This is a genomic window from Antarctobacter sp. (assembly GCF_965277915.1).
Classification (GTDB): Bacteria; Pseudomonadota; Alphaproteobacteria; order Rhodobacterales; family Rhodobacteraceae; genus Antarctobacter.
Map to the genome: position 1 here is coordinate 36,985 of NZ_OZ255848.1, position 26,183 is coordinate 63,167.

A 26,183-nucleotide genomic window follows, 5' to 3' on the forward strand; every position below is an offset into this window, starting at 1 on the left:
CGTAATTAGATGCCGACATTCTGGGATTCGAGCAAGCCCTTTTATCCCCATCTTGTGGATAACTGCGCGCTTTCCACAAGAAACACGGGGTCGCAGCAGGATCGTGGGGCGGTTTCCGGGTCGAGTCCAGAGCGCCGGGGGTCTTGGCACGGGGCGGCCGGATTTTTCCGCTTGCGCGAGTCGGAGGGATTCGGCAGTGTTTCATTATGCGAACAAAAGTGCGTAGATTGGGCAAAGCGGCATGGCGCGACTGGGATTGGTGATCAACCCGGTGGCGGGATTGGGCGGCGCGATGGCCCGAAAGGGCAGCGATGAGCCCGATATTGCCGCGCGCGCCCGCGCGGAAGGCCGCGCACCGCTGGCTCCGCTGCGGGCCGAGCGGGCGCTGACCGCCTTTCGCCAGGCCTGCGCCGCCGAGGTTCTGGCCGGGCCGTTGATGCCCGAGGGCACACGGCCCGTGGGGCCGGGTGACCTGACCCATACGGCCGAGGATACGCGCGCGGCGGTCGCCGCCATGCAGGGCGAGGTGGACCTGATCCTGTTCGCCGGGGGCGATGGCACGGCGCGGGACATCTGCGCGGCGAACGACGGTGGCATCCCGATCCTTGGCATTCCCTGCGGGGTGAAAATGCACTCGGGCGTCTTTGCGCGCTCACCCGAGCGGGCGGGGCAGCTTGCCGCCGGGTTCCTGAATGACGCCCGCAGGCGGACCGAAATGGTCGAGATCCTGGACCTGGACGAAGCGGCGCGGCGGGCGGGGCGGCTGTCGGCGCGCCTGTACACCGTGGCGCGGACGCCGCTGGACGGGCAGGGGGCGCGACAGAACCCGAAGGCGGGAAACACCGACACGGTCGGAGAGGTGGACGCGGCCCTGGCCGCCTATGTCGCCGGAATGCGCGAGGACACGGTCTATGTGCTGGGGCCGGGGGCGACGATGATGGCGCTGAAGGACCGTCTGGGCGGCGGCAGCCTGCTGGGCGTGGACCTGGCCGAAGGCGGGCTGATCACGGCGCGGGATCTGGATGAAACGGCACTGATGACAAGAATGGCCGGCCGTCCGGTGCGGATCGTGCTGACGGTGGTCGGCGGGCAGGGCTTTGTCCTTGGTCGCGGCAACCAGCAGATCTCGGCCCGGGTGCTGCGGGCGGCGGGGCTGCCGCCCATCGACGTGATCTGCGGGCCGGACAAGCTGGCCGCGCTGAACCCGAATGAACTGACCATCGACACCGGCGATCCTGGTCTGGACGCGGAACTGGCCGGGTACTGGCCGGTGATGACCGGACCGGGGCGCAAGCAGGTGATGCGCGTGGTCGCATAGCAAGGAAGAACAGGAGAGGACGATGAAAGCGCATCCATGGATGGCGAATTCCGGCGGATCGGCCAAGCAGGAAATGCTGGCCGCGCTGGGGGTGAACGATGTCGAGTCGCTGTTTGCGCAGATCCCCGAGGATCACCGCATGGCGCGGCCTTTGGAACTGCCGCCGCAATTGTCGTCCGAGGTGGCGCTGTCGCGGCATCTGGATGACCTGATGGCCAAGAACACGGTCTTTGCCGAGGGGTCCTGTTTCCGCGGCGCGGGGGCCTGGCCGCATTACGTGCCGGCGATCTGCGACGAGGTGGTGGGGCGCTATGAATGGCAGACGTCCGTGTTCGGCTCGCCGACCTCGGACCACGGGCGCAACCAGGCTTGGTTCGAGTTCACCAGCCAGATCGGCGCGCTGGTGGAAATGGATTTCGTCGGCCTGCCGGTCTACTCGTGGGGCTGCGCCGTGGGTCACGCGGTGCGCATGGCCAGCCGGATGACCGGGCGGCGCAAGGTGGTTGTGCCTGCGGTCATGGACCCCGAGCGCCGGATGGTGCTGGAAACCTATTGCGAACCCACGGAAATGGCGCGGCATATCGAGATCGTGACCGTCGCCGTAGGTGAGGATGGCTGCATCGACCGCACGGATCTGAAGGCCAAGCTGGAGGGTGCGGCGGCGCTGTATTTCGAGACGCCCGGCTACCTGGGCGTGATCGACGGCGATCCGGGTGAGTTGTGTACGTTGGCGCGCGAGGCGGGGGCCGAGGCGATTGTCGGGGTTGATCCGCTGTCGCTGGGCCTTCTGGAGGCGCCGGGCGCCTATGGGGCGACGATTGCCGTCGGCCCGACGCAGCCCCTGGGAGTGCATATGTACGCGGGCGGCGGGGTAGGGGGCTTTATCGCCTCGCCCGATGATGAGCGTTACGCGCGCGAATACAACACGCTGAACATCTCGATTTCCGAGACGCGGGAGCCGGGGGAGTTCGGCTTTGGCCTGACGCTGTTCCACCAGTCGTCCTATGGGATGCGGGACGAAGGCAAGGATTGGACCGGCAATTCCACCTACCTTTGGTCGCTGGCCAATGCCGCCTATATGGCCGCGATGGGGCCGGAGGGCTTTGCCGAGGTGGGCCGGTTGATCATGGCCCGCGCCAAGGCTGCGGCAGAGGGGCTGAACGCGCTGGAAGGCGTGGCGGTCGACCTGTCGCGCCCGGTGTTCAAGGAATTCGTCGCCACGTTCGACAAGCCGGTGGCAGAGGTCAACGCGGCGCTGCGCGCGGCGGGCATCCTTGGCGGCAAGGATCTGACCGGAGAGCCGGGGATCGCGGGCAACGCCATGCTGCTCTGCGTGACCGAAGTACATACCCAGGAAGATATCGACCGGCTGGTCGCAGCCGTGAAGGAGGCCATTCAATGACCGCTCCGATCAAGGATTATCTCAAGCAATCCAAGGGTTTTCATTCGGCCAAGTGGTCGGAGCCCGTGGTGATGGAAATGACCGGGACGGGGCGTCGCGGCGTGGTCTTCGAAGACGCGCCCGCGCCCGCGCTGCCGGGCAAGGCCGCGCGCAAGACGGCCCCGGCGCTGCCGGAGGTGACAGAGCACGACGCGCTGCGTCACTACCTGCACCTGTCGCAGATGTGCCTGGGCATGATGGGCGTGTCACTGTTCGGCACCTGCACGATGAAATACAACCCGCGCATCGGTGAACGCGCGACGCTGGAGCATCTGAAGAACCTGCACCCGCTGCAGGAGGCGGAGACGCTGCAGGGTGTGCTGGAGCTGTATGACAACTTCAGCGATTTCCTGTGCGAAGTCAGCGGCATGGACCAGTTTGTCTTTCAGGCGGGCGGCGGCGCGGACGCGGCCTATACCCATGCCTGCGTGACGCGGGCCTATCACGCCTCGCGCGGCGAGTTGCAGCAGCGTGACCAGATCATCACAACGATCCAGACGCACCCCTGTTCGCCCGCCACGGCAAACACGGCGGGGTTCGAGGTGATCACGCTGTCTCTGGAAGAGAACGGCTATCCCTCGATCGATCAGCTGAAGTCCGTCGTCGGCCCGCGCACGGCGGCCTTGATGGTCAACAACCCCGACGACATGGGGATCTACAACCCGGACATAAAGGAATGGGTCAGGATCGTGCATGAGGCCGGGGGCCTGTGTTTCTACGATCATGCCAATTTCAACGGTGTGATGAGCCGATTGCGGGCGCGGGAACTGGGTTTCGATGCCTGCATGTACATGCTGCACAAGACATTCGGCGCGCCCAAGGGCGGCGGCGGGCCGGCCGTGGGGGCCTATGGCTGTGCCGAACACCTCGTGCCGTTCTTGCCCGCGCCCGTGGTGGTGAAGGAGGGCGACAGCTACAAGCTGGACGAGGATCGCCCGCAGAGCATCGGCCGCGTGCGCGAGTTCTGGGGCAATGCCCCGCAGGTGATGAAAGCCTATGCCTGGGCCCGCGCGATGGGGGCCGAGGGGCTGCGCGAGGCGGCGGATATTTCGGTGCTGTCCAACAATTACATGGACTGGCGCCTGGGTCAGGCCAAGGGCGTGAGCCGGTCGAACCCCGGGATCGACGCGCCGCGCATGGAGATGACGCGCCATTCGGTGGAACAGGTGACGGCGGACACCGGCTGTACCGTTTTCGAGATCTCCAACCGGATGACCGATTTCGGCATCGATGCGCTGTGGCTGAGCCATGAGCCCTGGCTGGTGGCGGAACCGTTCACGCCGGAGGCGGGCGAGCTGTGGTCGAAAGAGGACATCGACTACTGGATCGACGTGCTGGAACACGTGATCGGCGAGGCCTACGCGGATGCGGAACTGGTAAAGACCGCGCCGCATAACGGACCAATCAAGGCGCTGACCTCGGCACTGGACGATCCGGCCGTCTGGGCGACGACCTGGCGTGCCTATGAGCGCAAGCATCTGAAGAAGATGGCGGCGGAGTAGGCGCTTCGACGCCGGTGCGCCTGTCGGCGCGCCGGTCGGTTTGCGTTCAGGCCACGCGGGCCTTCAAGGGGCGCTGCCCCTTGAAAATCCCCGGAGTATTTTCGGAGAAAAGAAGACCGGGGCAGCGCGTGTCGATGCGGGGATGCCATCAGGTGGGTGAGAACCGTTTGCGTTTCGTCATTCCCGGTGACGCAGATCACACCGCGGCGTCCCGCGGGAATGGCGCGGTTTTCCTGGGCCACCTTTGGGTGAAGCGAATGCGTTAGTTGACGCTTTTCTCTGACCGCCGAAGGCGGCGTCGCAGGGCGGCAAAGCTGAGCGTGGTCTTGACGGTCGTGAAGTTCCGCTTCGGTATGAGAACAACTTACCGAAGCGGAGATCTGCAAGAAGGTCAGATGAAGGGTTCGAGCCTGGTGTTGACGACGATTTCCGGCAGGCTGGCCTGGTTGGGCAGCGACAGGACCATCGAGACGATCTCGGCCACGTCCGCCGGTTTCAGGCGCTTGTCCTTGGGGGTGACGCCGGGGATGTCGGCGATCATCTCGGTGTCGATGGCGCCGGGGCAGATGGCGGTGCCGCGCAGGCCCTCGTCCCAACCCTGGAAGCGGACCGCCTGTGTCATCGACAAAAGCGCGCCCTTGGTCATGACATAGCCGAGTGAGGCGGTCGGGTCGCGGTAGCGTTTGGCATCGGTCGAGGCGATCGACACGACGCGGCCCCGGCCTGACGCCTTGAGGTGGGGCAGGGCGGCGCGGATCAGGCGGAAGGGGGCCTTGACGTTGACCGTCCAGAGATCGTCGAGGTCTTGTTCCGTGCCGCGGGTGAAATCGACCATCTTGAGGATGCCGGCGTTGTTGATCAGCGCGTCGGGCGCGCCCATCTGCGCCACGGTGGCATCGACCCAGGCTTGCGCGGTTTCGGGTGTGTCGGCGTCGAAAGGGTGCGCCTGCAACTGGTCGGGGTCGGCGTCGGGGAAGGCGGCGGCCAGCTTTTCAGGCTGGCGCAGACCGACCGAGACGCGGTGCCCATCCGCAAGGCAGCGGGCGGTGATGGCGGCGCCGAGGCCGCGCGCACCGCCCGAGATCATGACGATGCGGCTCATCAGAACAGGCCCTGGTAGACGCCGCCGTCGTTGATGATGTTCTGACCGACGATGAAGCCCGCCTGTGCCGAGCAGAGGAAGGCCACGAGATCCCCGCATTCGCTGGGATCGGCAAAGCGGCCTGCCGGGACGCTCTGGATGCGGTTTTCGACGATCGCCTCGTAGGTGGTGTTGCCGCGCCGGGCGTGGTTGTGCAGGTTGGTGTGCAGCGCGTCGGTGTCGAAGAAGCCGGGGCAGACCGTGTTGATCGTCACGTTGTCGCGCACGGTTTCCTTGACCAGCGAGGCGATGGCGCCGGACAGTGCGAGGCGGGCGCTGTGGCTGTGGGCGAAATGTGGCTGCGGAAACTTGATGAAGCTGACCGAGATGTTGACGATGCGACCGAACTTGCGTTCGCGCATGCCGGGCAGGACGCCGGTGATCATCTCCAGCGAGGAGAAGAAATGCGCGTTGAACCACTCGTCCCAGTCGGCGCGGGTCCAATCCTCGTATTCGCCGGGGATCTGGCGGATGCCGGGGTTGGTCACGAGGATGTCGGCGCCGTCGCCCTTGGCGAGCAGTTCGGCGCGGCCCTCGGCCGAGTTGAAATCGGCGGCGACGGTGGTGACGTTCACGCCATGGGCGCTGCGGATTCCTCGGCCGTGGCTTCCAGAGCATCGGCGCTGCGGGCGTTCAGCACGAGGTCAACGCCCTCGGCGGCGAGCGAAAAGGCGCAGGCGCGGCCCAGTCCCTTGCTGGCGGCGCTGAGGATGGCGCGGCGGCCCTTCAAACCCAGATCCATGGGTGTTCCTTCCTTGGTCTTATTTTGTCATGTGGCGCGAGTTTCGCGCCGGGATCAATGCGGTTCAGGCGGCGTCGTCCGTCACGTCGAGGATGCGATCCAGCCCGCGGTGCAGACCGGCCAGCGCCTCACCGGTGAGCGGTTGCAGCGGTGCGCGCGGGGCGCCGCCACCGGGCAAGCCCAGGTAGTCCATCGCGGCCTTGGTCGCGGGATAGAGCGTGCGGCCCTCGGTGATGAAGAGGTTGGTCAGGTCTTGCGCGCGGCTTTGCAGCAACCACGCCTGTTCGTATTCGCCGCGCTGGATCATCGGCCAGACATCCAGAAGCGCGGTCCAGACGTTGGGGAAGCAATCCACCAGCCCGTCGCATTGCGCCAGCATGGCAGGCACGCCGATGGTCGAGGACGGACCGCAGAAGACCTTGATCCGGTCGCCGACGCGGGCCAGCGTCTTGTGGAAATTGAGCCAGTCGCCCGAGCTTTCCTTGATCGCCACGACGTTTTCGAGGTCGGCCAGTTCATCGACGATCTCCGGCGTCAGCGCGTTTCCGGCGTTTCCGGGGATGTTGTACAGCATGACCGGCAGGGGGGCGGCGTCCGAAATTGTGCGGAAATGCGCGACGATCTCTGCCCGGCTGAGATGGGCGAAGAAAGGCGGCATGACCAGGGCGGCGTCGGCGCCTTCGGTGGCGGCGTCCTGCATGGCGGCGATCACGTCGCGCGGCGTGATGCCCGCAGCGCCGACGATGGCGGTGCCCTTCTTGCCGACCGCGGTGCGCGCGGTGGCATAGACGGCGCGCCGCTCTTCGGGGCGCAGGGCCCAGAATTCGCCGGTACAGCCTGCGGCGACGACGCCGGTGGCACCCTGCTGCATGAGGCGGCGGATGTTGGCGGCCAGCGAGTCGTGATCGACCTCATCCCCCTTGGTGAAGGGGGTGGTGATGGCGGGCATGGCGCCGGACCAGGTGATGGAGTTTCTGTCCACTGGAACAATCCTCGAAAAATATTAAAGGGGCGCCAGCGCGTCTTCGGCGCGCAGCGCGTCGCAGACCGATTGGGCGGCCTTGCGGACGGTCGAGACGGCAAGGTCGATCTCTTCCGGCGTGATGGTGAAGGGCGGCGAAAAGCTGATCGCGTCGCCGTTGGGCAGGGCGCGTGAGATGACCCCGTCCTGAAGGGCGGCGCGGATGATGCGCGGGCCGACCTGAAGCGCGGGATCGAATTTCTGCCAGCCCTCACGAGTGGGGCGGGCGAATTCGACGGCAGCCATTAGGCCCTTGCCGCGCACCTCGGCGACGATGGGCAGGTCGCCAAAGGCCTTGTCCAGCGCGTCGTTCATGTAGATGCCCATGCGGCCCGCGCGGTCGACAAGGTCTTCCTCTTCGAGGATGTCGAGATTGGCCAGCGCGGCGGCGGCCATGACGGGATGCGCGGTATAGGTGTAGCCGTGGCCGAAGGCGCCGTACTTGGCGGCGGCCTCGCCCGAGATCACCTGCCAGACCTTGTCACCGACGAGCACGCCGGACAGCGGGGCATAGCCAGAGCTGATGCCCTTGGCGACGGACATCAGGTCAGGCGTCATCTCCATCGCTTCGCTGCCAAACCATGTGCCGAGACGGCCAAAGCCGCAGATCACCTCGTCAGCGATCAGCAGGACATCGTGACGGTCCAGCACTTCGCGGATGGCAGGGAAATAGCCCTGTGGCGGGACGATCACGCCGCCCGCGCCCATGACCGGTTCGGCGATGAAGGCGCCGACGGTGTCGGGGCCTTCGGCGACGATCAGATCGTCCAGTTCCTGTGCCAGCCGGGCGGAAAAGGCCGCGTCATCCTCGTCGGCCAGGCGGGTCCAGATATTATGCGGGGCCGAGACGTGGCGGATCATCGGCAGCGGCAGGTCAAAGCCCGCGTGCAGCCCCGGCAGGCCGGTCAGACCGCCCGACAGGACGGTGACGCCGTGATAGCCGCGGTCACGGGCGATGATCTTTTTCTTTTTCGGCAGGCCACGGGCGTTGTTGTAGTACCAGACCAGCTTGGCCTGCGTGTCATTGGCGTCCGAGCCGGAGGCGCCGAAGAAGACCTTGGAAAAGCCCTTGGGCGCCTTTTCGATCACCCGTTCGGCAAGGATCGCGGCGGGTTCGGTCGCCATCGAGCTGAAGCCGTGGAAATAGGACAGCTTGCGCGCCTGGTCGGCCATGGCATCGGCGATACGGTCGCGGCCGTAGCCCAGGTTGACGCACCACAGACCCGCCATCGCATCCAGGTAGCGCTTGCCGCTGTCGTCGGTGATCCAGCAGCCCTCGGCGCTTTGCGCCATCATCTGCGCGCCGCTCTGTTCGTGCGTTTGCGCCATGCTGAAGGGGTGAAAGACAAAGCGTCTGTCCTGATCGCGGGTGTCGCTCATGCCCGGCCTCCTTTCCTGTTCTTGTTCACTTGGACCGCATCGGGATCACCGACGCGGGGGTTTCGTCGCGGTTGAGGCGGGCGCCGTTCTCGGTGGCCTCGAAAAGGTGGATGGCCGTTGGATCAAAGCGCAGCGCCACGTTCTGGCCGACGTCCAGGCGGCGGGCCGCCTCGACCCGCGCGGCGATGCGGCTGTGATCGGGCAGTTCCAGCGTGACGATGGTTTCATGGCCGGTGTTTTCGGCCAGCCGCACGGTGGCGGGCAGGCCCTCGCCGGTGGCGATGGTGATGGCCTCTGGGCGGACGCCCAGAACGGCGGGGCCGTCGCGCAGGCTGTCGACGAATGCGGTGCGGTCGATGGGGATGCGGTGGCCCGCAACAACGAAATCGCCGCCGTCCACCGCGCCTTCGATCTGGTTCATCGGCGGGGTGCCGATAAAGCCCGCGACAAAGCGGTTGGCGGGGCGGTTGTAGATCGCGTCGGGGGTGTCGAATTGCTGGACAAGGCCCGCGTGCATCACCGCGATGCGGCTGGCCATGGTCATGGCCTCGAGCTGATCGTGGGTGACGTAGACCATGGTCTTGCCCAGCCTGCGGTGCAGCTCGATCAGCTCGGCCCGCATGTAGCTGCGCAGCTTGGCGTCGAGGTTGGACAGGGGTTCGTCCAGCAGGAAGACCTGCGGTTCCCGCACCAGCGCCCGGCCAAGGGCGACGCGCTGTTGCTGGCCGCCGGACAGCTGTTTCGGCTTGCGGTCCAGGAGCGGTTCCAGTTGCAGAAGCGCGGCGGCCTTTTGCACGGCCTCTTCGCGGGCACGGCCCTTGATGCCGCGTTTCTTCAGCGGGTAGCCGATGTTTTCGCCCACGGTCATATGCGGGTAGAGCGCGTAGCTTTGGAACACCATGGCGATGTCGCGCTTGCCCGGGGCAAGGTCGTTGACCACGCGATCGCCGATCAGGATCTCGCCGCGTGTCGGGAAATCGAGGCCCGCCAGCATCCGCAGGGTGGTGGACTTGCCACATCCCGACGGACCCAGGAGGGCGACGAATTCGCCGTCGCGGATATCGAGGTCCAGGTTTTCCAGCGCGACATAGGTGCCGAAGGCTTTGTGGACGTTTCGGAAGGTTACGTTGGCCAATTCAGGCTCCTTTTTTTTCAGCCCTTGACGCCGCCGGCACCAAAGCCGCTGGTCAGGTAACTTTGCAGGAAGGCGAAGACGACGATCAGGGGGATGCTCATCATCACCGAGGCCGCCATCAGCAGGGACCATTCGATGTTGAAGGCCGAGATCAGCATGGACATGACGCCGGTTGTCAGGGGGGCAACCGCTTCGGAGTTCACCAGCACCAGGGCGTAGAGGTATTCGTTCCACGACAGGATGAAGGTGAAAAGCGCGGTCGAGATGATGCCCGGCAGAAGCTGGGGAAAGATCACGTCCCGAAAGGCGCCCATCCGGCTGGCCCCATCGACGAGGGCCGCGTTTTCGAGGTCCTCGGGGATGCCCTCCATGAAGCTGCGGAGCAGCCACAGCGCGTAGGGCAGGGCAAAGGTGGTGTGCGCGAGGATCAGGCTGAACAGCGTGTTCGACAGACCCAGCGAGACCATCATCAGGTAGAGCGGGATGATCAGCACGACCGAGGGCAGCAGGTAGGTGAACAGCACCAGCATCGCCAGCGTTTCGCGCCCGCGATAGGTAAAGCGCACGAGGCTGTAGGCCCCCAGCGTCCCCAGCGCGACGACAAACAGCGTGGTCGTCGTGGCGAGCACCACCGAGTTGCGGAAGTAGAGCAGGAAGGAGGTTTCCGACAGCAGCCGCCAGTAGTGCTCGAAGGTGACGGTTTCGGGCAGCCAGGTGGGCGGGATGCGGAACAGTTCCGTCTGCGGCTTGATCGAGGTGACGATCATCCAGATCAGCGGGAAGGAGATCAGCAGGACCAGCGCCCATGTGATGACGTTCAGAAGGACGGGGCGGAGCAGCCTCATGCGTTTTTCTCCTTCGTCTGGCGGATGTAGAGCACCATGAAGACCAGCATCACCAGCATCATGCCCACCGAATAGGCCGCTGCCTGGCCCATCTGGTTCAGGCCGAACGCCTCTTGGTAGACCAGCAGCGACAGGGTCTGGGTCGAGGTCACGGGACCGCCGCCCGTCAACAGGTAAAGCAGGTCGAATTCCTTGAAGTCCCAGATCGCGCGCAAGAGGATGATGACCGTCAGGACCGAGCGCAGCTGCGGCAGGGTCACGTCAAAGAAGCGCGCGATGGGGCCGGCGCCGTCGATGCGGGCGGCCTCGTAGAGGTTTTCCGGGATCGTTTGCAGCCGCGCCAGCACGGCGATCACGACGAAGGGAAAGAACTTCCACGCGCCCACGAGGATAACGCCGATCATGGCGTTGGGCATCGAACCCAGCCAGTCCAGCGGCATGTCGATGATGCCCAACTGCATCAACCCTTGGTTCAGGGCGCCGTAGAGGTCGTTGAACAGCCATTTCCAGACCAGCACCGCAACCACGGTGGAGAGGAAATAGGGAAACAGGACAAGGCTGCGCGCCAGCGAACGGAACCAGATGTTCTGGTGCAAGAGCAGCGCAAGGCCGACTCCGGCGACGATCTGCAGGGTCAGCGTGCCGACCGTCCAGATCAGCGTGACCTTGAGCGAGTTCCAGAAGGCCTTGCCCGTCAGCAGCTCTATGTAGTTGTCCGCACCGACAAAGCCGCCCTGAAGCGTGGGCGTGTAGATCGAGAAGACCGACAGGTAGATCGCCGCCAAGAGCGGATAGACGATCACCAGGCTGAAGACGAGGATGGTGGGCGCGATCAGCAGCACACCGAGCCGCGCATAGGCACGTTCGAGCGGCGGTGTCGCGCTTTTGGGGATGTTGGTTGCGATGGCTGTCATGAAGCGTCCTGGCAAAATCGCCCGGCGGCACAGGGTGAAAGCCGCCGGGCCGGAGTATGGCGAGTTGGGGAGGGATCAGCCCGCCATGATCTCTTCGATGCGCTTGGCGGTTTCGCCAAGAACCGTATCGACGTTTTCATCGTTCAGCACGACGCGCTGCACCATCTCGGCGATGACGCCGGAGTTGACGATTTCACCGGCCTTGACGTTGGGCTTGTGCGCGGTGCTTTCCCAGCCAAGGTTGAAGCCGTTGGCCGCGGCGGCCGCCATCTTGTCGACCTCTGCCGAGTATTTCTCGATGATCGGGTTGTTCTGGTATTCGGGCATCTCGGCGATGGTCGAGAGCACCGGAAGAACGTGGCCCGGAGCCGCGTGCAACTGCTGAATGTAGCCTTCGGGATCATACAGGAAGGCGGCGAACTGCTTGGTCGCCTCCATGTTGCCCGCCGCCTTGGGGATGAAGACCGAGGGGAAGTCGTTGAAGGTCCAAGGCGCGATATCGGCGGATTTTGTCGGGTAGGTGTCGCAGGTGACGTGATCCGCGATGCCCGGGTTCTGGTTGTTGACGTTGATCAGGACGCGCCCGGTGTAGATGCCGGTGGCGCAGGCCCCCGAGACGAAGGCCGTCAGGCTGTCACCCCAGCTGTAGTTGGTGGCACCCGGCGGGCAGTACTGGCGCATCGCCTTGTAGAATTCCAGCGCGTCGCGGGTTTCCTGGCTGTCGATGGCGACCTCCAGGTCGGGGCTGAAGACCATGCCGCCGGCCTGATGGATCACGCCGATGAAGATCAGCGTCGTCATCGAGTTGCGGCCATAGGGCAGGGGGGCGCCGTAGATTCCGCCGCCCTGCATGGCCGCACAGGCGGACAGAAGTTCGTCCCACGTACGCGGGTTCTTGTCGATGCCGGCCCTTTCCATCAGGTCCTTGCGCAGCCAGATCACGTTGGCGGCAGAGTTGCCGATCGAGGTGCCGGCATATTGGCCCTTGTCGATCTCGTAGATGCGGTTCACACCGTCATAGAATTTTTCCGGCCCGATCATTTCGATCACGTCGTTGAACGGCTCCAAAAGGCCGTTGCGCCAGTAGTTGGAGACCGCGAAGCTGGGCAGGTGCGTGACGATGTTGGGGACGTCGCCGCTTGCAAAAGCGGCAGCAAGTTGAGGGGCATAGCCTTCGTCCGAGGTTTTCTCGAACACGACTTTGACATTCTGGTGCAGCGCTTCGAAATTCGCGATCTGCGTCTTGTAGGCGGCAAGCTGTTCCGGCGAGGATTGCGGGGACCACCAGCGCAGGGTGATCTGCTCTTGCGCCTGGATGCGGCGCGGCATCAGAGCGGCAGCGCCAGCCGCGGCCATCCCGGTCAGAACTGTGCGACGCGGCAGGCCCGCGTTCATCCGTTTGTTGGTGGTCATTTGACACTCCACTGTTGGCAATGTTCGCATATCGAACATATGTTCGTATCATTGCCGCTGCGAAACTCGAATCGCAAGTGTTTTTTGACTCGGCCCCCCGGTTCAAGGTGGGTTTCGCTTCGAGTTTTGCGGTGATAGTTCGTATTGCGCACAATAAGTGAGACGTCAGATGGCGAAGCCCGTAAAGACCAAACCCGTTCAGGCCAAAAGCGAAACCCGGCTTGGCACCGTGACTCCTGACGGAGGAGAAGAGCAGGAAAAGCTGTCCAGCCGCGATTTTGTCAGCTCGCTGTCGCGCGGGTTGGAAATCCTGTCCAGTTTCAGCCGCACATCGCGCAAGATGACCCTGTCAGAGGTGGCCGCCGAAACCGGAATGAGCAGGGCGACGGCGCGAAGGTTCCTGCTGACGCTGGTCAAGGAGGGCTATGTCATCACCGATGGCAAGCTGTTCGACCTGACGCCCAAGGTGCTGGACCTCGGCTTTTCGGTGCTGTCCAAGATCGGCATCTGGGACCGCGCTCGTCCTTTCATGGAGCGGCTGTCGGAACAAACCGGCGAAAGCTGCACGGCGGCGATCCTCGACGGGCTGGACGTGGTCTATGTGGCCGGTGTGCAGGCGCATAACATCATCAGCGTCGGCATCACCGTGGGCAGCCGCCAGTCGGCCTTCTATACCGCGAACGGGCGGGTTCTGCTAGCTGCGCAGCCGGAGGAAAACTGGGACGGGATCATCGCCAATGCGCGTCTTGTCCCCCGCACGCGCCACAGCGTCACCAACAAGACAGAGCTGCGCAACATCCTTGAACAGGTGCGCAAGCAGGGTTGGGCGCTGGTCGACCAGGAGCTGGAAGAGGGGCTGCTGTCCATCGCCATTCCACTGAAATACCGCTCTGGCATCTTGGCCGGGTCGATCAATATCGCGGTGCCGTCGATCCGGGCCACGCCCGAGACGATGATCGAAACCTACCTGCCCAAGCTTCAGGCCACGGCGGACGACATCCAGCAGTCACTGGCGCATTAAGCGCGCCAGCGGGCCGGGGCATAGGGCGCTGGGTCGATCGGCGGTTCGGTCCCCAATGCGAGCGCCGCGGCCGTCCGGCCCGTCACCGGTCCCAGCGTATAGCCCGCATCCCCCGGCAGGGCGAGGAAAACGCGGCTTTGCGGATGGGCGGGGCCGATGGTGGCCTTGCCATCGACCGGCGTGTTGTAGCCCGCCCAGGTGCGCAGCACGCGCAGCCCGCCGATGCCCGGCGCAATCTGCGCCGCCAGCGCGACATTGCCCAAGAGGCTGGTCTTGCGGATGGTGGGCGCGTGGCGCGGGTCGCGGGCCAGGTTTGCGTCCCAGCCGCCGCCGATTACCACCTGGCCAGAGCGGAACTGTTTCAACGTGATCGGCCGTTCGGCGTGCTGAACAAGGTGGTGAATCCGGTAGTCCCCGGCCTCGGTGATGTTCATGTGCAGCGGTTCGGGCGGGGTTTGCAGGGTCAGCCCCAGAGGGGTGGTCAACGCCTCGGCCCCCCATGCGGCGGCGATCAGGATCGCGTCTGCGGTATGGGCGGTGGTGCCGTGGGCGACGGGGCGGGGGCGGTCCTCTACCTTGGTGATGCGGTCGTGGACGTGGCGCACGCCAAGCGCGTCCAGCGTGGCGCGCATCTTGCGATTGGCGACCAGCGGGTTCAGCTTGCCCTCGTTCCGGCAGAGTTCTGCCCCGACGATCCGGGAGGACAGCCAGGGCGCAATGGCGTGCAGCGCGTCGCGGTTCAGGATCTCGACGTCCAGCCCTTTGCGCCGCTCGCGCTCGGCCTTTTCGTGCAGAAAGGCCAGTTGCGCCTCGTTCTCGGCCAGCATCAACCCGCCCTCGCGGGTCAGTTCGACACCGCCAAGACGGGCATCCAGCGTCTCCCACTCTGTCACGGCAGACAGGTACAGCGGCAGCGAGCTTTCGAGGTTCTCGGCCAGATGCGGGTTCAGCCGCAGAAAGCGGCTTTGCATCTGGACGTGCAGGCTGCCTGCATTGGCATGGGAGCCGGCGTTGCGCTGCGCGTCGACGATGGTCACGCGGGCGCCGGCCTCGGCGGCGGTCAGGGCGGCCACCTGCCCGGTGATGCCGCCACCGATGATCAGCAGATCGGTCATTCCTCGGGGTCCAGCAGCGCTTCGGCGGCGGTGATGGCGGCAATGTCCACGGGTTTGATCGGCACACGGGGCGCGAAGTAGGACAGATCCTCCAGCGGGCGGCATTGGCGGCGGGCCATGATCCCGGCGACGGCGGGCGCGCAATAGCGGCCCTGGCAGCGGCCCATGCCGACGCGCGTTGCCCGTTTCAGCGCGCCGATGTCGGTGGGATCATCGGCCAGCGCGGCGTCCAGTTGTGCCTTGGTCACCTCTTCGCAACGGCAGATGTGGGTGTCCGGCGGGGCGTTTTCGGGCAGCGGCAGGTTGGCGGAATAGACCCGCCAGAGCGCGTCCTGAAAGGCGCGATGGCGGGCCAGTTCCGCCTGATTCTCGGGCAGTGGGGCGCTGCCGGTGGCGGCGCGGCCTGCGATACGGCCTTCTGTCACGGCAGCGGGGGCGCCGCCAAGTCCACAGCAATCCCCGATGGCATAGACGGATGGGACGGAGGTCTCGCAGGTCTCCGAACGGGTCACGCGGAGGTGGTCGAACCGCGCGTCATAGGACATGTCGCAGCCCAAGAGGCGCAGCACCTCGTTCGAGGGTTGAAAGCCGTAGTTCAGGCAGACCGCATCGGCGGTGACAGTTTGCGTCTGGCCGCCGACAGTGTAGGTGACCTCCAGCCCGTCATCGGTCTGAAGAATGGCGCGGGGCAGGGCGTCATGGGTCGGGCGCACCTTGTGAGACCGCAGCCGGGCCAGCATCCGCAACCCCTTGACCGCCAACGCCCGGTCACGGCGCAGCATGTCGGCCCCGGCCAGCGGACGACGCAGCGGGTGCGGCGCGGCTTCGGCCAGCAGGGCGACATCGGCCCCGCCCTCGGCCAGTTCCAGCGCGACCTGCGCCACTAGGGGGCCATTGCCGAACAGCGCGACACGCTTGCCCGGAAGCGTCCGGTAGCTGCGCCAGAGCGTCTGCGCCGCGCCCACGGTCATCACGCCGGGCAGGGTCCAGCCGGGGATCATGGTGGGCCGTTCGTAGGCGCCCGTGGCGACGATGAGTTTCTTCGGCGCGATGGCATAGACGGCGTCGGGCGCGGTGGCCATGATCTCTGGCCCGTCGAAAGCGCCCCAGACTTCTGTCTGAGGAAGGATCGTGACGCCCGCATCGCGTGCGGCCTGCACCAACGCGCGGCCCTCTGCCTGCTGATCGTCCAGCGGATCGCCCTGCGCGGCCTGCTTGTAATACTGCCCGCCGGGCACCTTGCGTTCGTCCAGCAGCACCACCTCGGCGCCGGACTCTCGCGCGGCGATGGCGGCGGACAGGCCGCCTGCGCCACCGCCGATCACCAGTACCGTGGGCCTCATGCGGTGCGGGGTCAGGTCGCGCGGGGCAGGGGGCGTCAGCGAGGGTCGCGCGGTTTGGGTTTCGACCGTCATGCCGTCGCGCGCCGGGGTCATGCAGGCGCGTTGGTTCGGGCGCCCGTCGACGGTGACAAGGCAGTCCTGGCAGACACCCATGCCGCAAAAGATGCCGCGCTGCGCGCCTTGCTCGGTGTTGCGAAAGGCACGGTGCCCGGCGGCGGTCAGCGCGGCGGCCAGGGACGAGGTGTCGGGGCAGGTGATTTCCTGGCCGTCAAAGGTGAAGCGAAGCGTCATTTGCCGGCACTTTCAAGGATTTCACGGCGGGCGTCCAGCAGACGCGCCAGCGCCTGTTCGCGCCATGCGCGGCGGGCGGGCAGGGCCTCCTCTGGCAGGGCCGCGCGCCGTTCGGCCTCGACCCGGTCGACCAGTTCTGGCGGCCAGTCGGGCGCATGTTCGCCACGGTCGCGGCCGATGGTGGCATAGGCGGGGCCAAGCCGTTCGGCATGGCCGCGAATGCCGCCGGCCGTGTTGAGATCGGCGGTCTCGAACGGACCCGACAGCGCCCAGCGGGGGCCCAGTCCGTCGCGTACCAGCGCGTCCAGCGCGGCCACCCCGATCACGCCTTCGTCGACCAGACGATAGGCCTCGCGCAGGAGGGCGCTTTGCAGCCGGTTGAAGACAAAGGCGGGGACCTCGTGGCCCAGCCGTGCGGGATCAAAGCCGCCGTGCCGGAACAGGGTTTCGGCCCGGTCCATCGTGTCGGACGTTGTGCCGGGCGCGGGCACCAGTTCCAGCACGCGCAGCAGGCTGGGCGGGTTGGCGGGATGCGCCACGAGACAGCGGGCTTGCTGGGCCGGATCGGGGAGGATCTGCGAAATCATCAGCGCCGAAGAGGCGGTGGCGAGGATCGCGGTGTCGCTGCGGGCCAGAAGATCCTGGAACAGCGCCAGTTTCACCTCCAGCCGTTCCGGCCCGGCCTCGATCACCAGCGGGGCGGTGATGTTGTCGGGCAATGCCGCAATCAGCTCTGCTGCGCCCGCAGGGGTGGGCAGACCGGCCAGGTCCATCGCGGCGCCATGCCGCGCGATCAGGTCGGGCGCATTGCTGCGCGCCTCTTCGGAGGGGTCACAGAGGGTGACCGCAAAACCCGCGCTCAGAAAGGCGGCGGCAAAGCCGCATCCGATGGGGCCGGCGCCAAGGATGAGGACCGATTGCGCGTCATTCATGTTGCCCGACTCCTCTTTGTTCGTTATGTGAACATTTGTGCGAAAATGGCAAAGGCGTCAAGGGCGCCATGAAGGAGATGGCCGATGTTGGACGGCAAGACGATACTGGTGACCGGCGCGTCGAAAGGCATCGGACAGGAAATCGCCCGCGAGGTTGCGGCGCAGGGCGCGCGGGTCGTGACGCATTACGGACGCGACCGGGCCGGGGCAGAGGCGGCGATGCAGGGCGTGCCCGCAGATCGCGCCATCCTGTTGCAGGGCGACCTTGCGACAAAGGGCGGGGCCGAGGCGATGTTCGCCGAGGCGGTGGCGCTGACCGGCGGGTTGGACGGGATCGTGAACAATGCCGCCGTGATGCATTTCGCCGGCGGTATCGACGACCCCGAGGACGAATGGGACCGGGTCTGGTCCGAGACCTTTCAGGTCAACGTGTTTTCTGCCTCTGCGCTGCTGCGCGCCGCCGTCAGACATTTCCGCGAAAGGGGCGGCGGAGAAATCGTGGGCATCTCCAGCTGGGCGGCGCAGAAGGGGGTCACCAACCCTCAGACGATCGGCTATGCCGCGTCCAAGGCCGCGTTCAAGGCGGCGCTCCAGACCGTTGCCACGGGGTACGCGCGCGACGGCATCCGCACCTACATCATCGCGCCGGGCGTGGTGGACACCAAGATGAGCCGCGATTTCGCCGAGAGCCAGGGCGGGCGGCAGGTGGTCGAAAACCGCCTGACAATGGGAGAGTTCGTACCGCCGTCGGACATCGCGGCGCTGACGGCTTTTTGCCTGTCGGGGCGGTGCCGCCACCTTTCCGGGGCGACGCTGGACGTGAACGGGGCAAGCTATATCCGCTAATCCGGGCTTGGCGCTTGGCCGTCAGGTCAGGCGCCGGATGTCAACGGCAAGCGGATCTCGAAGGCCGTGGTCCCGTCGCGGCAAGACACGCCGATGCTGCCATCATGCGCCTCCGCAATGGAGGAGGCGATATAGAGGCCAAGGCCCAGCCCAAGGCTTTTGCCTTCGGCATTCGAACCGCGCCGGAAGGGTTTGAACAGGTCCTCGTGCAGATCTCCGGGTATCGGGGCGCCGCTGTTGGCGACCGCGATGATGGCGTGATCGCCATCGGTTCTGCCGCGAACCTCGATCGGATGCCCCTCGGCGCCATGCCGGACCGCGTTTGACAACAGGTTGGACACGGCCTGCGCGACCCGGTCCGGGTCGCATCGGACGGGTCTGTCCAGTGCAAGGTCCAGCACGATGTCCCGATCCGGGGCCGTGACGCGGATTTCGTCGACCACATGGGCCAGCGCCTCGGCCAGGGGGGCGTCGGACACGGGCGAGATATGGATGCCGCGACCAAGCCGGGACCGGGCGTGCAGCATGATGTTGTCGATCAGCTCATTCATCCGGTGCAGCGATGCCTTCATCAGCGGGATGACGACCTGCGCGCGCTCTGTCTGGGCTTCGCGTTCAAGCTGTCGCAAACCCGCGCCGAAGGCGGCCACCGGATTGCGGAGGTCATGACCTAGGACGGCAACGAATTCTTCCTGGATCTGCGCCATCTGGCGCTCATGCTCCAGGTTGTGTTCCTGTGCTTCCAGCCGCTCGACGGTTTCGAGGCTTTGCCCGATGATATCGGCAAACATCTCCAGCATCTTCACGGCGCGGGGATGCTTTATGTCGCGTGGTTCCCGGTCGATGGCGCAGAGCGTGCCGAAAAAACTGCCATCGCTGCGGTAGATCGGGAGCGAGGCATAGCTGGCAATGCCGAACTTCAGCGCGATGGGGTGGTTCGCGTAGACCTCGTCAGTCGCGGAGTCGTTGAACAGGACCTTCTGGGCCGTGTCGCGCACGGATTGGCAGAAGGTCGACCTGATGTCGATCTCGTCTCCGGACTGCAACCCGAACTGGGTCTCATCCACGGTGCGGCAGGCGACCCAGCGATCCGTCGTCACGCGCGCGACGGCGGCAAATCGCATGCCGGTGGCCATCATGACGGTTTCCAGGATGGTCCCCACCAGATCGTTGTTGGCAAGGATCTCGATGTCCGACTGGAAATCATGAACCTGGGCCAAATAGGCGGCATGGTCCTGCAGGGTTACGCCGTCACCGCAGTCTTCAGTCATGGTTGGTCCGATCCCTTGCGCCCTGCCAGCATCGAAATATCACGCGGGATTTGACAGGGGCAAGGCAGATCGGTCGGGCCTGCACCGCTATACGGGATCGGGGGCAAAGATCTGAGGATAGAGGCTGCGCATGGCGACCTCGTCGAATTCGGCCTTGAACTGGTGGTGATCCTTCAGCGCCTGGGCCCGCGCGGCGGCGGGGCGGGCGTCGATGGTCTTCATCAGCCGGTCGAGATGGGGGTATTTCTGCATGATGTTGTCATCGCCCAGCATATAGGTCAGGCGAGAGCCCCAACCCCAGACCGCCATGTCGACGATGGAATAATGCTCGCCCATCATCCATTCGCCCTGCGCCAGCCGGTCATCGACGATCTGCCAGTGGCGGCGCGCCTCGAAGTCATAGCGTTTCACGGCATAGGGCGGCTTTTCCGGCGCGAAGTTGCGGAAGTGGACCGCCTGTCCCGAGAAGGGGCCGACACCGGAGGCCACGAACATCATCCAGGACAAAAGCTGGCCGCGCTGATCCGGCGTGCCCATGAACTGGCCGGTCTTTTCGCCGAGGTACAGAAGGATGGCGTTGCTGTCGAAAACCACGGTTTCGCCATCGGTCAGCACCGGCAGCTTGGCGTTCGGGTTGAGCGCCTTGAAGGTGTCGCTGTGCTGCTCGGCCTTGCGGGTGTCGATGGGGACGGGTTCGTAGTCCAGCCCGGACTCTTCGAGGAACAGCGCCACCTTCATCGGGTTCGGCGCCATGTTGTAGAAAAACCGGATCATGTCGGCTCCTGCGGATTGCGAAAGAAGACGGCGCCCCGGTGAGGGGGCGCCGCGCTGTGTATCAGGCGATCAGGACGCCAGTTTCAAGTAGAAGGCATAGAGCTTTGGCAGGATCGAGGCCGGTTCCGGATGCCCCAGCGCCTGCGCGGCGTGGTAGGGCCAGGCTGGATCGCGCAGCATCCCGCGTGCCAGCGCCACGAGGTCGGCCTTGCCGGTGGCGACGATGTCATTGGCCATTTCGGCCTCGGTGATCATGCCGACGGCGACGGTGGCCAACCCGGTGTCCGCCTTGATGCGGTCCGCGAAAGGTACCTGGAACCCCGGTTCCGGTTTCTGCTGCGCCAGTCGCATCCCGGCGGGAATGCCGCCGCCCGAGGCGTCGATCATGTCCACGCCCTCGGCCTTCAGCGCGTGCGACAGCGCCACGGTATCGTCCAGCGTCAGCCCACCCCCTTCGCCGTCCACGCAGGACGCGCGGTAGAGCAAGGGCATGTCATCGGGCAGCACGGCGCGCACCGCGCGGGCGACCTCGACCGGCAGCCGCATCCGGTTTTCCACCGGTCCGCCGAAATCGTCGGTGCGGCGGTTGGAAAAGGGCGACATGAACTCATGCAACAGGTAGCCATGCGCGCCGTGGATCTCGACGCCGTCAAAGCCGGCCTCGATCGCGCGTTCGGCGGCGCGGGCGAAATCCTGCACGATGGCGGCGATCTCTTCGACCTCCAGCGCCTTGGGCGTGTGCCACCCCTCGCGCGCGGGCACGGCAGAGGGGGCATAGGTCTGCCAGGGCGGTTCGGCGCTGCCGGGGTCCAGCGGCCCCATGCCGTCCCAGGGACGCATGGTCGAGGATTTGGCTCCCGCGTGATTGATCTGAACAAAGACCGGGATGCCCTGCGCTCGGTAGAGATCGGTGATCTGGCGCCAGGCCGCGACCTGTTCGTCATTGTAAAGGCCGGTGCAGCCGGGGCTGATACGGCCGCGGGGGCTGATGCCCGTCGCCTCTACCACCACAGAGCCGACGCCCGAGGTAGCATAGCGCCCGTGGTGGGCGCGGTGCCAATCGTTCGGGACGCCGTCGATTGCCTGATACTGGCACATGGGGGCCAGCATGATCCGGTTCGGAAAGGTGACGCCCCTCAGGGAGAAGGGCGTGAAAAGGGGGATCTCTGTCATGCGGCCTTGCTTTCCAGCTCATCCATGAGGCGGTCAAGCTCATCCATGATGCCCTTGAGCCGTTCGGCCTTGGCCAGATCCTCTGCCCCCAGCGAGGCAAAGGTGGTCAGCGGCGGGCGCACGTCGCCCACGGGATAACCGGCCTTTGCCGCCAGCGCCTTGGAGTAGCACTGGTGCCCGTAGGTCGGGTGACCCTCGGCGATGACGTGTTCGATGACGGTGATATGGCGCTGGATGCGCTTGGCGTCCTCGATCCGGCCCGCGGTGAGGAAATCCCAGATCCGGGTAGAGGCGCGCGGGATATAGTTGCCAAAGGGGTTCACATAGCCGACTGCGCCCAAGAGGAAGCTTTCAACGATGCGTTCCCCGGCAAAGACGTTCATGACACCTTCGGTTTCCTCGATGATGTCATAGACGCGGGCGACGTCCATCGACGCCTCTTTGATGTAACGCACCGTGTCGAATTCGCGCGTCAGACGCCCGACCAGCTTGGCCGACATGTCCACGTTCGACGTGACCGGGTTATTGTACAGCATGATCGGCAGATCACAGGTCGCTGTGATCGTGTCGTAATAGCCCATGATCTCGTCTTCGGTGGGCGTGTAGTAATAGGGCGGGATGATCATCAGGCCCTGCGCGCCGGCATCTTGCGCCTCGCGCGCGTAGCGGGCGGCTGTGGGGGAGTGGGCATTCGCCGCGCCGACCAGCACGTCGATCCGGCCGTTCACATGGGCAAGCGTGTCCTCGATATAACGGCGGCGCTCGTCGTCGGTGACGGTCAGGAACTCGCCCGATGTGCCAAGGATGATGATCCCCGGCACGCCCTGCGCGATCTGCCAGTCGATGAACCGGCGGTTGGCCGCAAGGTCGATGTCACCCCCGTCCTCGGTGAAGGGGGTGACGTTTACGGAATAGCTTCCGCGAAACTCTTTCATGGTCGTTCTCCGGAAATTACAGCGCCGCCCAGCCGTGTTCGGCAAGGATGGCGTGGGATTTGCGATAGTCGCTGTCGGGGTCGTTGGCGGGATCGTTCGCATCCGCGATGATCTCCAGCACGGTCATCTTGTCGTATCCGATGTCTTTCAGCGCCTGCATGGTCGGGCCGGGATCGACGATTCCGGTGCCAAGGCACTCATGCTTGAACACATCGGCGGGTGTGTCCGAGATGTGCACGTTCTCGACCAGGTCGCCCAGCATGCGGATCGCCTCGGCGGCGTCTTCCTTGATGTAGACAGAGTTGCAGACGTCGAAGTTCACGCCAACATCGCCGATCCGGTCACAGAGCTCTTTCATGTCCTGCGCGCTGGGGCGATGGGTGAAGGGCACGTTTTCCAGCAGGATGCGGACACCGGCGCCCTTGGCATGTTCGACGACCTTCTTCGCGCTGTCCACGAACCAGTCGTCCAGCCAGGGTTTCGGCGGGTCGATCAGACCGCCATAGATGCCGGGGATCATGACCACGTAGGGGCAGTTCAGCTCTGCCGAGAGGTCGATGGCCTCCTTGTAGCGGTCGATCGTGTACTCCCGCATAAGCCGGTCGGGGGCATTGGGATTGTTGTCGATCAGCGGATAGCAGAACGAGGTGATCTGCGTGCCTTCGCCATCCAGCCAGGCCTTGTATTCGGCAATCTGGTCCTTGCTCAGGTCCGCCGGCCAGCAATGCGGCGGAAAGATCATCAGCTCGAACTTCTTGTAACCCAGCCCCTGCAGGTGGCGCAGGGATTCAAGGCCGGTGTTCGAGTAGAGATGGGGGAAGGTGCTGGCGGCGACTTCGAGAGCCATTTGAGGAAACCTCCGTGTCGGTGAATTCTCTATGTTCATTATGCGGACAAAAGTTAGTATATCGAACAAAGAAGGCGGTTCAACGGGGATTTTGTCCATGCGCTACGATCTTGCGATCATCGGTGGGGGGCTGGCAGGCACGGCGACTGCTTTTTATGCGGCGCAGATGGGCGCGCGCGTGATCGTCATCGAACGCCGGGACGTGAATCTTGGCGCTTCGGGGTCCAACGCGGGGTCGATCCACGCGCAGATCCCCTTTGATCCGTTCCGCCATCTTGGGGCCGATTGGGCGCGCCACTACTCTGAGGTGCTGCCGCTGTTCATCGAATCGATCCGCCTCTGGGCGGGGTTGGAGGCCGAACTGGGCGGTGATCTTGGCTTTGTCGCCAAGGGCGGGCTGATGGTGGCCGGGTCGGACCACGAGATGCAGATGCTGCGCGAGAAATCGGCCATCGAACAGGCGCAGGGGTTGGGGATTGACCTGTGGGGCGCCGATGGCCTTGCCGAGCGCGCGCCATTTCTGACCGGCGGTTTCCCGGGCGGGGCCTTTTGCCCGATCGAGGGCAAGGCCGATCCGTTCAAGGTGGCGCCGCTGTTTCTGAAACGCGCCCGCGAAGCCGGGGCCGAATTGCTGCGAAATGCGCCTGTGACGGCGGTTGAACGCGATTCGGGCGGGTTTCTCATCACGGCGGGCGGGCAGGGCATCCGCGCGGCGCGGGTGGTCAACGCCGCTGGCGCGCAGGCGGCCGAGGTGGCACGCATGGTTGGTGTCACCGTTCCGATAGAGGCCCATGCCATCCAGGTCAGCGTCACGGAAAAGCGCCCGCCGCTGCTGCCCTGGCTGCTGTATTTCACCTCGGAAAAGCTCACGCTGAAACAGGCGGCAGAGGGCGGCTTTCTGATTGGCGGCGGCTGGCCCGCGCGGATGCGGGGCGGGCCGGTGGTCGATCATCGGTCGACCCTGCGCAACCTTGCGCTGGCGCAGCGTCTGGTTCCGGGGCTGGCCGATGTGCAGATCGTGCGCAGCTGGGCCGCGATGGTAAACGGCACCCCGGACTGGCGACCGGTTCTGGGCGAGGTGCCGCAGGTGCCAGGCTTTTTCCTCAACCTGTTTCCGTGGATGGGCTTCACTGCCGGGCCGGTGGTGTCCAAGGCCATCGCCGCGCTGGCGCTGGGGCAGGTGCCAGAGGTCGATCTGGCGCCGTTTTCCCTCTGAGCGGGGTTCGCCTGTCGAACTTCTGTTGCAAGATTCGCGAATCGTGCGCTATACGAACAAAAGTACGATATATCGCGAAGGAAGATGCAGATGTCGGATTTGATGCGGCAGGCCAACCTGATTGGCGGGGAATGGGTCGGCGCAGATGATGGCGCCACGATTGACGTGACGGACCCCGCCAATGGGAATGTGATTGGCCAGGTGCCGAAATCCGGTGCCGCCGAAACGCGCCGCGCGATCGAGGCCGCCCATGCTGCTTTTCCCGCCTTTGCTGCCAAGACGGTGACAGAACGCGCGGCCCTGCTGCGCGCCCTTGCGGCAGAGATCACCGCCAATGCCGATGAACTGGCGCGCATCCTGACGCTGGAACAGGGCAAACCGCTGGCCGAAGCCAAGGCAGAGGTCATGTCGTCGGCGGCCTACGTGCAATGGTTTGCCGAGGAAATCCGCCGCGCGCGGGGCGAGGTCATTCCCTCGCCCTGGCCGAACCGCCGCCTGATGACGACCAAGCATCCGGTCGGCGTGGTGGCGGCGATCACGCCGTGGAACTTCCCGTCGTCGATGCTGGCGCGCAAGCTGGGCCCGGCCCTGGCCGCCGGATGTCCGGTGGTGGTGAAACCGGCCACGGCGACACCTTATAGTGGCCTCGCCTGGGGTGTGCTGGCGGAACGGGCGGGCTTTCCGCCCGGGGTGGTCAACATCCTGACAGGATCGGCCCGCGCCATCGGCGGCGAGATCATGGACAACCCCAAGGTCCGCAAGGTGACCTTTACCGGCTCGACCGAGATCGGCAAGGAACTGCTGCGCGGGGCGACCGGGACGGTCAAGAAGGTCAGCATGGAATTGGGCGGCAACGCGCCCTTCATCGTCTTTGATGACGCGGATCTGGATCGCGCGGTCGACGGCGCCATGATCGCCAAGTTCCGCAACGCGGGTCAGACCTGCATCTGTTCCAACCGGGTTTACGTTCAGGCGGGCATCTATGATGCCTTTGTCGAACGGCTCGCCGAACGGGCCAAGGCGCTGAAAGTCGCGCCCGGTCTCGAAGACGGCGCCGAACAGGGGCCGATGGTCGATGCCCCGGCGCTGGAGAAGATTTCCGAACTGGTGCAGGACGCGGTCGACAAGGGCGGCCGCGTGCTGGCCGGGGGCGGTGCGCATGAACGCGGCGGGCTGTTCTATGCGCCCACCGTGATCGCGGGTGCAACGCCCGAGATGCGCGTCACGCAGGAAGAGATCTTTGGCCCCGTCGCCCCGGTCTATCGGTTTGAAACCGAAGAAGACGCGATCCGGATGGCCAATGACACGGTCTATGGCTTGGCCGCCTATGCCTACACCCGCGACCTTGGCCGGGCCTTCCGGCTGCAGGACGGTCTGGAATACGGGCTGATCGGCATCAACGAGGTCCTGATCGTCGCACCGGAAATTCCCTTTGGCGGGCTGAAGGAATCCGGCATGGGCAAGGAAGGCGGCTGGCAGGGGCTCGATGACTACCTGGAGACGCGCTACACCTGCATCGGCGGGATGTGAACTTTCGTTCGCCCTGTGAAATTTCTGGACCGAATCA

At 65.2% G+C, this 26,183-nt stretch carries 24 protein-coding genes; 7 read left to right on the forward strand and 17 right to left on the reverse strand.

The window, feature by feature from the left end; all coding sequences use genetic code 11:
• Positions 1-241: 241 nt before the first annotated feature.
• Genes ACQY5B_RS00185 through gcvPB form a run of 3 tightly spaced genes read left to right on the forward strand, consistent with a single transcriptional unit; the run spans position 242 to position 4,261 of the window.
• Positions 242-1,318: an ATP-NAD kinase family protein gene (locus ACQY5B_RS00185; RefSeq protein WP_420329037.1), complete on the forward strand. Its 1,077-nt coding sequence runs from the start codon at positions 242-244 to the stop codon at positions 1,316-1,318.
• A 22-nt stretch (positions 1,319-1,340) separates the two neighbouring features.
• Entirely contained in the window at positions 1,341-2,720 is a 1,380-nt protein-coding gene (gcvPA, locus tag ACQY5B_RS00190; protein ID WP_420329038.1) for an aminomethyl-transferring glycine dehydrogenase subunit GcvPA, read from the forward strand.
• Positions 2,717-4,261, forward strand: coding sequence for an aminomethyl-transferring glycine dehydrogenase subunit GcvPB (gene gcvPB, locus ACQY5B_RS00195; protein ID WP_420329039.1), 1,545 nt, complete (start codon positions 2,717-2,719; stop codon positions 4,259-4,261). The genes gcvPA and gcvPB overlap by 4 nt, the downstream gene beginning before the upstream one ends.
• Before the next feature lie 391 nt (positions 4,262-4,652).
• Here the strand turns inward: gcvPB and ACQY5B_RS00200 are convergent, their stop codons facing one another.
• The 9 genes from ACQY5B_RS00200 to ACQY5B_RS00240 form a co-directional block, all read right to left on the reverse strand.
• The gene (locus ACQY5B_RS00200; protein WP_420329040.1) at positions 4,653-5,363 is read right to left on the reverse strand and encodes an SDR family NAD(P)-dependent oxidoreductase; all 711 of its coding nucleotides are present in this window, start codon (positions 5,361-5,363) and stop codon (positions 4,653-4,655) included.
• Positions 5,363-5,977, reverse strand: coding sequence for an SDR family oxidoreductase (locus tag ACQY5B_RS00205; protein WP_428400066.1), 615 nt, complete (start codon positions 5,975-5,977; stop codon positions 5,363-5,365). The genes ACQY5B_RS00200 and ACQY5B_RS00205 overlap by 1 nt, the downstream gene beginning before the upstream one ends.
• A complete protein-coding gene (locus tag ACQY5B_RS00210) occupies positions 5,974-6,144 on the reverse strand; it encodes an SDR family oxidoreductase (RefSeq protein ID WP_428400068.1) in 171 nt (56 codons plus the stop codon). Before ACQY5B_RS00210 ends, ACQY5B_RS00205 begins: the two co-directional genes overlap by 4 nt.
• Positions 6,145-6,208: 64 nt before the next feature.
• A complete protein-coding gene (locus tag ACQY5B_RS00215) occupies positions 6,209-7,126 on the reverse strand; it encodes a dihydrodipicolinate synthase family protein (RefSeq protein ID WP_305968950.1) in 918 nt (305 codons plus the stop codon).
• 21 nt (positions 7,127-7,147) lie between these two features.
• On the reverse strand, positions 7,148-8,545 hold the full coding sequence (locus ACQY5B_RS00220) for an aminotransferase (RefSeq protein WP_420328785.1): 1,398 nt from the start codon (positions 8,543-8,545) through the stop codon (positions 7,148-7,150).
• A gap of 25 nt (positions 8,546-8,570) precedes the next feature.
• Entirely contained in the window at positions 8,571-9,680 is a 1,110-nt protein-coding gene (locus ACQY5B_RS00225; protein ID WP_420328786.1) for an ABC transporter ATP-binding protein, read from the reverse strand.
• 17 nt (positions 9,681-9,697) lie between these two features.
• Positions 9,698-10,525, reverse strand: a complete 828-nt coding sequence (locus tag ACQY5B_RS00230) for a carbohydrate ABC transporter permease (protein WP_420328788.1) — start codon at positions 10,523-10,525, stop codon at positions 9,698-9,700.
• Positions 10,522-11,439, reverse strand: a complete 918-nt coding sequence (locus ACQY5B_RS00235; protein WP_305968946.1) for a carbohydrate ABC transporter permease — start codon at positions 11,437-11,439, stop codon at positions 10,522-10,524. The genes ACQY5B_RS00230 and ACQY5B_RS00235 overlap by 4 nt, the downstream gene beginning before the upstream one ends.
• 75 nt (positions 11,440-11,514) lie before the next feature.
• On the reverse strand, positions 11,515-12,852 hold the full coding sequence (locus tag ACQY5B_RS00240; protein WP_305968945.1) for an ABC transporter substrate-binding protein: 1,338 nt from the start codon (positions 12,850-12,852) through the stop codon (positions 11,515-11,517).
• A 169-nt stretch (positions 12,853-13,021) separates the two neighbouring features.
• Between ACQY5B_RS00240 and ACQY5B_RS00245 the strand changes: the two genes are divergently transcribed.
• Positions 13,022-13,873: an IclR family transcriptional regulator domain-containing protein gene (locus ACQY5B_RS00245; protein WP_305968944.1), complete on the forward strand. Its 852-nt coding sequence runs from the start codon at positions 13,022-13,024 to the stop codon at positions 13,871-13,873.
• On the opposite strand, the gene ACQY5B_RS00250 is transcribed toward ACQY5B_RS00245, so the two are convergent.
• The 3 genes from ACQY5B_RS00250 to ACQY5B_RS00260 are packed head-to-tail and all read right to left on the reverse strand — an operon-like array spanning position 13,870 to position 17,554.
• On the reverse strand, positions 13,870-14,988 hold the full coding sequence (locus ACQY5B_RS00250) for an NAD(P)/FAD-dependent oxidoreductase (RefSeq protein ID WP_420328791.1): 1,119 nt from the start codon (positions 14,986-14,988) through the stop codon (positions 13,870-13,872). The two genes, ACQY5B_RS00245 and ACQY5B_RS00250, sit on opposite strands and share 4 nt — an antisense overlap.
• The gene (locus tag ACQY5B_RS00255) at positions 14,985-16,622 is read right to left on the reverse strand and encodes a 2Fe-2S iron-sulfur cluster-binding protein (RefSeq protein ID WP_420328793.1); all 1,638 of its coding nucleotides are present in this window, start codon (positions 16,620-16,622) and stop codon (positions 14,985-14,987) included. Before ACQY5B_RS00255 ends, ACQY5B_RS00250 begins: the two co-directional genes overlap by 4 nt.
• Positions 16,619-17,554 (reverse strand): 3-hydroxyacyl-CoA dehydrogenase NAD-binding domain-containing protein, encoded by a 936-nt coding sequence (locus ACQY5B_RS00260; RefSeq protein WP_420328794.1) that lies wholly within the window; start codon positions 17,552-17,554, stop codon positions 16,619-16,621. The genes ACQY5B_RS00255 and ACQY5B_RS00260 overlap by 4 nt, the downstream gene beginning before the upstream one ends.
• Before the next feature lie 84 nt (positions 17,555-17,638).
• Between ACQY5B_RS00260 and ACQY5B_RS00265 the strand changes: the two genes are divergently transcribed.
• Positions 17,639-18,400, forward strand: coding sequence for an SDR family NAD(P)-dependent oxidoreductase (locus ACQY5B_RS00265; protein WP_420328795.1), 762 nt, complete (start codon positions 17,639-17,641; stop codon positions 18,398-18,400).
• Positions 18,401-18,426: 26 nt separating this feature from the next.
• On the opposite strand, the gene ACQY5B_RS00270 is transcribed toward ACQY5B_RS00265, so the two are convergent.
• The 5 genes from ACQY5B_RS00270 to ACQY5B_RS00290 form a co-directional block, all read right to left on the reverse strand.
• Complete coding sequence (locus ACQY5B_RS00270) at positions 18,427-19,671, reverse strand: sensor histidine kinase (RefSeq protein WP_420328797.1); 1,245 nt, start codon at positions 19,669-19,671, stop codon at positions 18,427-18,429.
• An 87-nt stretch (positions 19,672-19,758) separates the two neighbouring features.
• Positions 19,759-20,445, reverse strand: coding sequence for a glutathione S-transferase family protein (locus ACQY5B_RS00275; protein ID WP_420328798.1), 687 nt, complete (start codon positions 20,443-20,445; stop codon positions 19,759-19,761).
• Positions 20,446-20,514: 69 nt separating this feature from the next.
• Entirely contained in the window at positions 20,515-21,618 is a 1,104-nt protein-coding gene (locus ACQY5B_RS00280; protein ID WP_420328800.1) for an NADH:flavin oxidoreductase/NADH oxidase, read from the reverse strand.
• Positions 21,615-22,553: a dihydrodipicolinate synthase family protein gene (locus tag ACQY5B_RS00285; RefSeq protein ID WP_420328802.1), complete on the reverse strand. Its 939-nt coding sequence runs from the start codon at positions 22,551-22,553 to the stop codon at positions 21,615-21,617. Before ACQY5B_RS00285 ends, ACQY5B_RS00280 begins: the two co-directional genes overlap by 4 nt.
• 16 nt (positions 22,554-22,569) lie before the next feature.
• Complete coding sequence (locus ACQY5B_RS00290) at positions 22,570-23,400, reverse strand: sugar phosphate isomerase/epimerase family protein (protein ID WP_420328803.1); 831 nt, start codon at positions 23,398-23,400, stop codon at positions 22,570-22,572.
• Between the two features lie 97 nt (positions 23,401-23,497).
• On the opposite strand from ACQY5B_RS00290, the gene ACQY5B_RS00295 reads away from it, so the two are divergent.
• Together ACQY5B_RS00295 and ACQY5B_RS00300 are read left to right on the forward strand one after the other, a co-directional pair.
• On the forward strand, positions 23,498-24,616 hold the full coding sequence (locus ACQY5B_RS00295; RefSeq protein WP_420328804.1) for an NAD(P)/FAD-dependent oxidoreductase: 1,119 nt from the start codon (positions 23,498-23,500) through the stop codon (positions 24,614-24,616).
• Positions 24,617-24,706: 90 nt separating this feature from the next.
• Positions 24,707-26,146 carry an NAD-dependent succinate-semialdehyde dehydrogenase gene (locus ACQY5B_RS00300; RefSeq protein ID WP_420328806.1) on the forward strand — a complete coding sequence of 480 codons (1,440 nt, stop codon included), beginning with the start codon at positions 24,707-24,709 and terminating at the stop codon, positions 26,144-26,146.
• The last annotated feature ends 37 nt before the right edge of the window (positions 26,147-26,183 follow it).

Excerpts from the sequence above, each read along its gene's own strand:
- ACQY5B_RS00185 (WP_420329037.1), top strand. The coding sequence starts at position 242 with ATGGCGCGACTGGGATTGGTGATCAACCCGGTGGCGGGATTGGGCGGC.
- gcvPA (WP_420329038.1), top strand. The coding sequence starts at position 1,341 with ATGAAAGCGCATCCATGGATGGCGAATTCCGGCGGATCGGCCAAGCAG.
- gcvPB (WP_420329039.1), top strand. The coding sequence starts at position 2,717 with ATGACCGCTCCGATCAAGGATTATCTCAAGCAATCCAAGGGTTTTCAT.
- ACQY5B_RS00200 (WP_420329040.1), bottom strand. The coding sequence starts at position 5,363 with ATGAGCCGCATCGTCATGATCTCGGGCGGTGCGCGCGGCCTCGGCGCC.
- ACQY5B_RS00210 (WP_428400068.1), bottom strand. The coding sequence starts at position 6,144 with ATGGATCTGGGTTTGAAGGGCCGCCGCGCCATCCTCAGCGCCGCCAGC.
- ACQY5B_RS00220 (WP_420328785.1), bottom strand. The coding sequence starts at position 8,545 with ATGAGCGACACCCGCGATCAGGACAGACGCTTTGTCTTTCACCCCTTC.
- ACQY5B_RS00230 (WP_420328788.1), bottom strand. The coding sequence starts at position 10,525 with ATGAGGCTGCTCCGCCCCGTCCTTCTGAACGTCATCACATGGGCGCTG.
- ACQY5B_RS00235 (WP_305968946.1), bottom strand. The coding sequence starts at position 11,439 with ATGACAGCCATCGCAACCAACATCCCCAAAAGCGCGACACCGCCGCTC.
- ACQY5B_RS00240 (WP_305968945.1), bottom strand. The coding sequence starts at position 12,852 with ATGACCACCAACAAACGGATGAACGCGGGCCTGCCGCGTCGCACAGTT.
- ACQY5B_RS00245 (WP_305968944.1), top strand. The coding sequence starts at position 13,022 with ATGGCGAAGCCCGTAAAGACCAAACCCGTTCAGGCCAAAAGCGAAACC.
- ACQY5B_RS00250 (WP_420328791.1), bottom strand. The coding sequence starts at position 14,988 with ATGACCGATCTGCTGATCATCGGTGGCGGCATCACCGGGCAGGTGGCC.
- ACQY5B_RS00255 (WP_420328793.1), bottom strand. The coding sequence starts at position 16,622 with ATGACGCTTCGCTTCACCTTTGACGGCCAGGAAATCACCTGCCCCGAC.
- ACQY5B_RS00260 (WP_420328794.1), bottom strand. The coding sequence starts at position 17,554 with ATGAATGACGCGCAATCGGTCCTCATCCTTGGCGCCGGCCCCATCGGA.
- ACQY5B_RS00265 (WP_420328795.1), top strand. The coding sequence starts at position 17,639 with ATGTTGGACGGCAAGACGATACTGGTGACCGGCGCGTCGAAAGGCATC.
- ACQY5B_RS00270 (WP_420328797.1), bottom strand. The coding sequence starts at position 19,671 with ATGACTGAAGACTGCGGTGACGGCGTAACCCTGCAGGACCATGCCGCC.
- ACQY5B_RS00275 (WP_420328798.1), bottom strand. The coding sequence starts at position 20,445 with ATGATCCGGTTTTTCTACAACATGGCGCCGAACCCGATGAAGGTGGCG.
- ACQY5B_RS00280 (WP_420328800.1), bottom strand. The coding sequence starts at position 21,618 with ATGACAGAGATCCCCCTTTTCACGCCCTTCTCCCTGAGGGGCGTCACC.
- ACQY5B_RS00285 (WP_420328802.1), bottom strand. The coding sequence starts at position 22,553 with ATGAAAGAGTTTCGCGGAAGCTATTCCGTAAACGTCACCCCCTTCACC.
- ACQY5B_RS00290 (WP_420328803.1), bottom strand. The coding sequence starts at position 23,400 with ATGGCTCTCGAAGTCGCCGCCAGCACCTTCCCCCATCTCTACTCGAAC.
- ACQY5B_RS00295 (WP_420328804.1), top strand. The coding sequence starts at position 23,498 with ATGCGCTACGATCTTGCGATCATCGGTGGGGGGCTGGCAGGCACGGCG.
- ACQY5B_RS00300 (WP_420328806.1), top strand. The coding sequence starts at position 24,707 with ATGTCGGATTTGATGCGGCAGGCCAACCTGATTGGCGGGGAATGGGTC.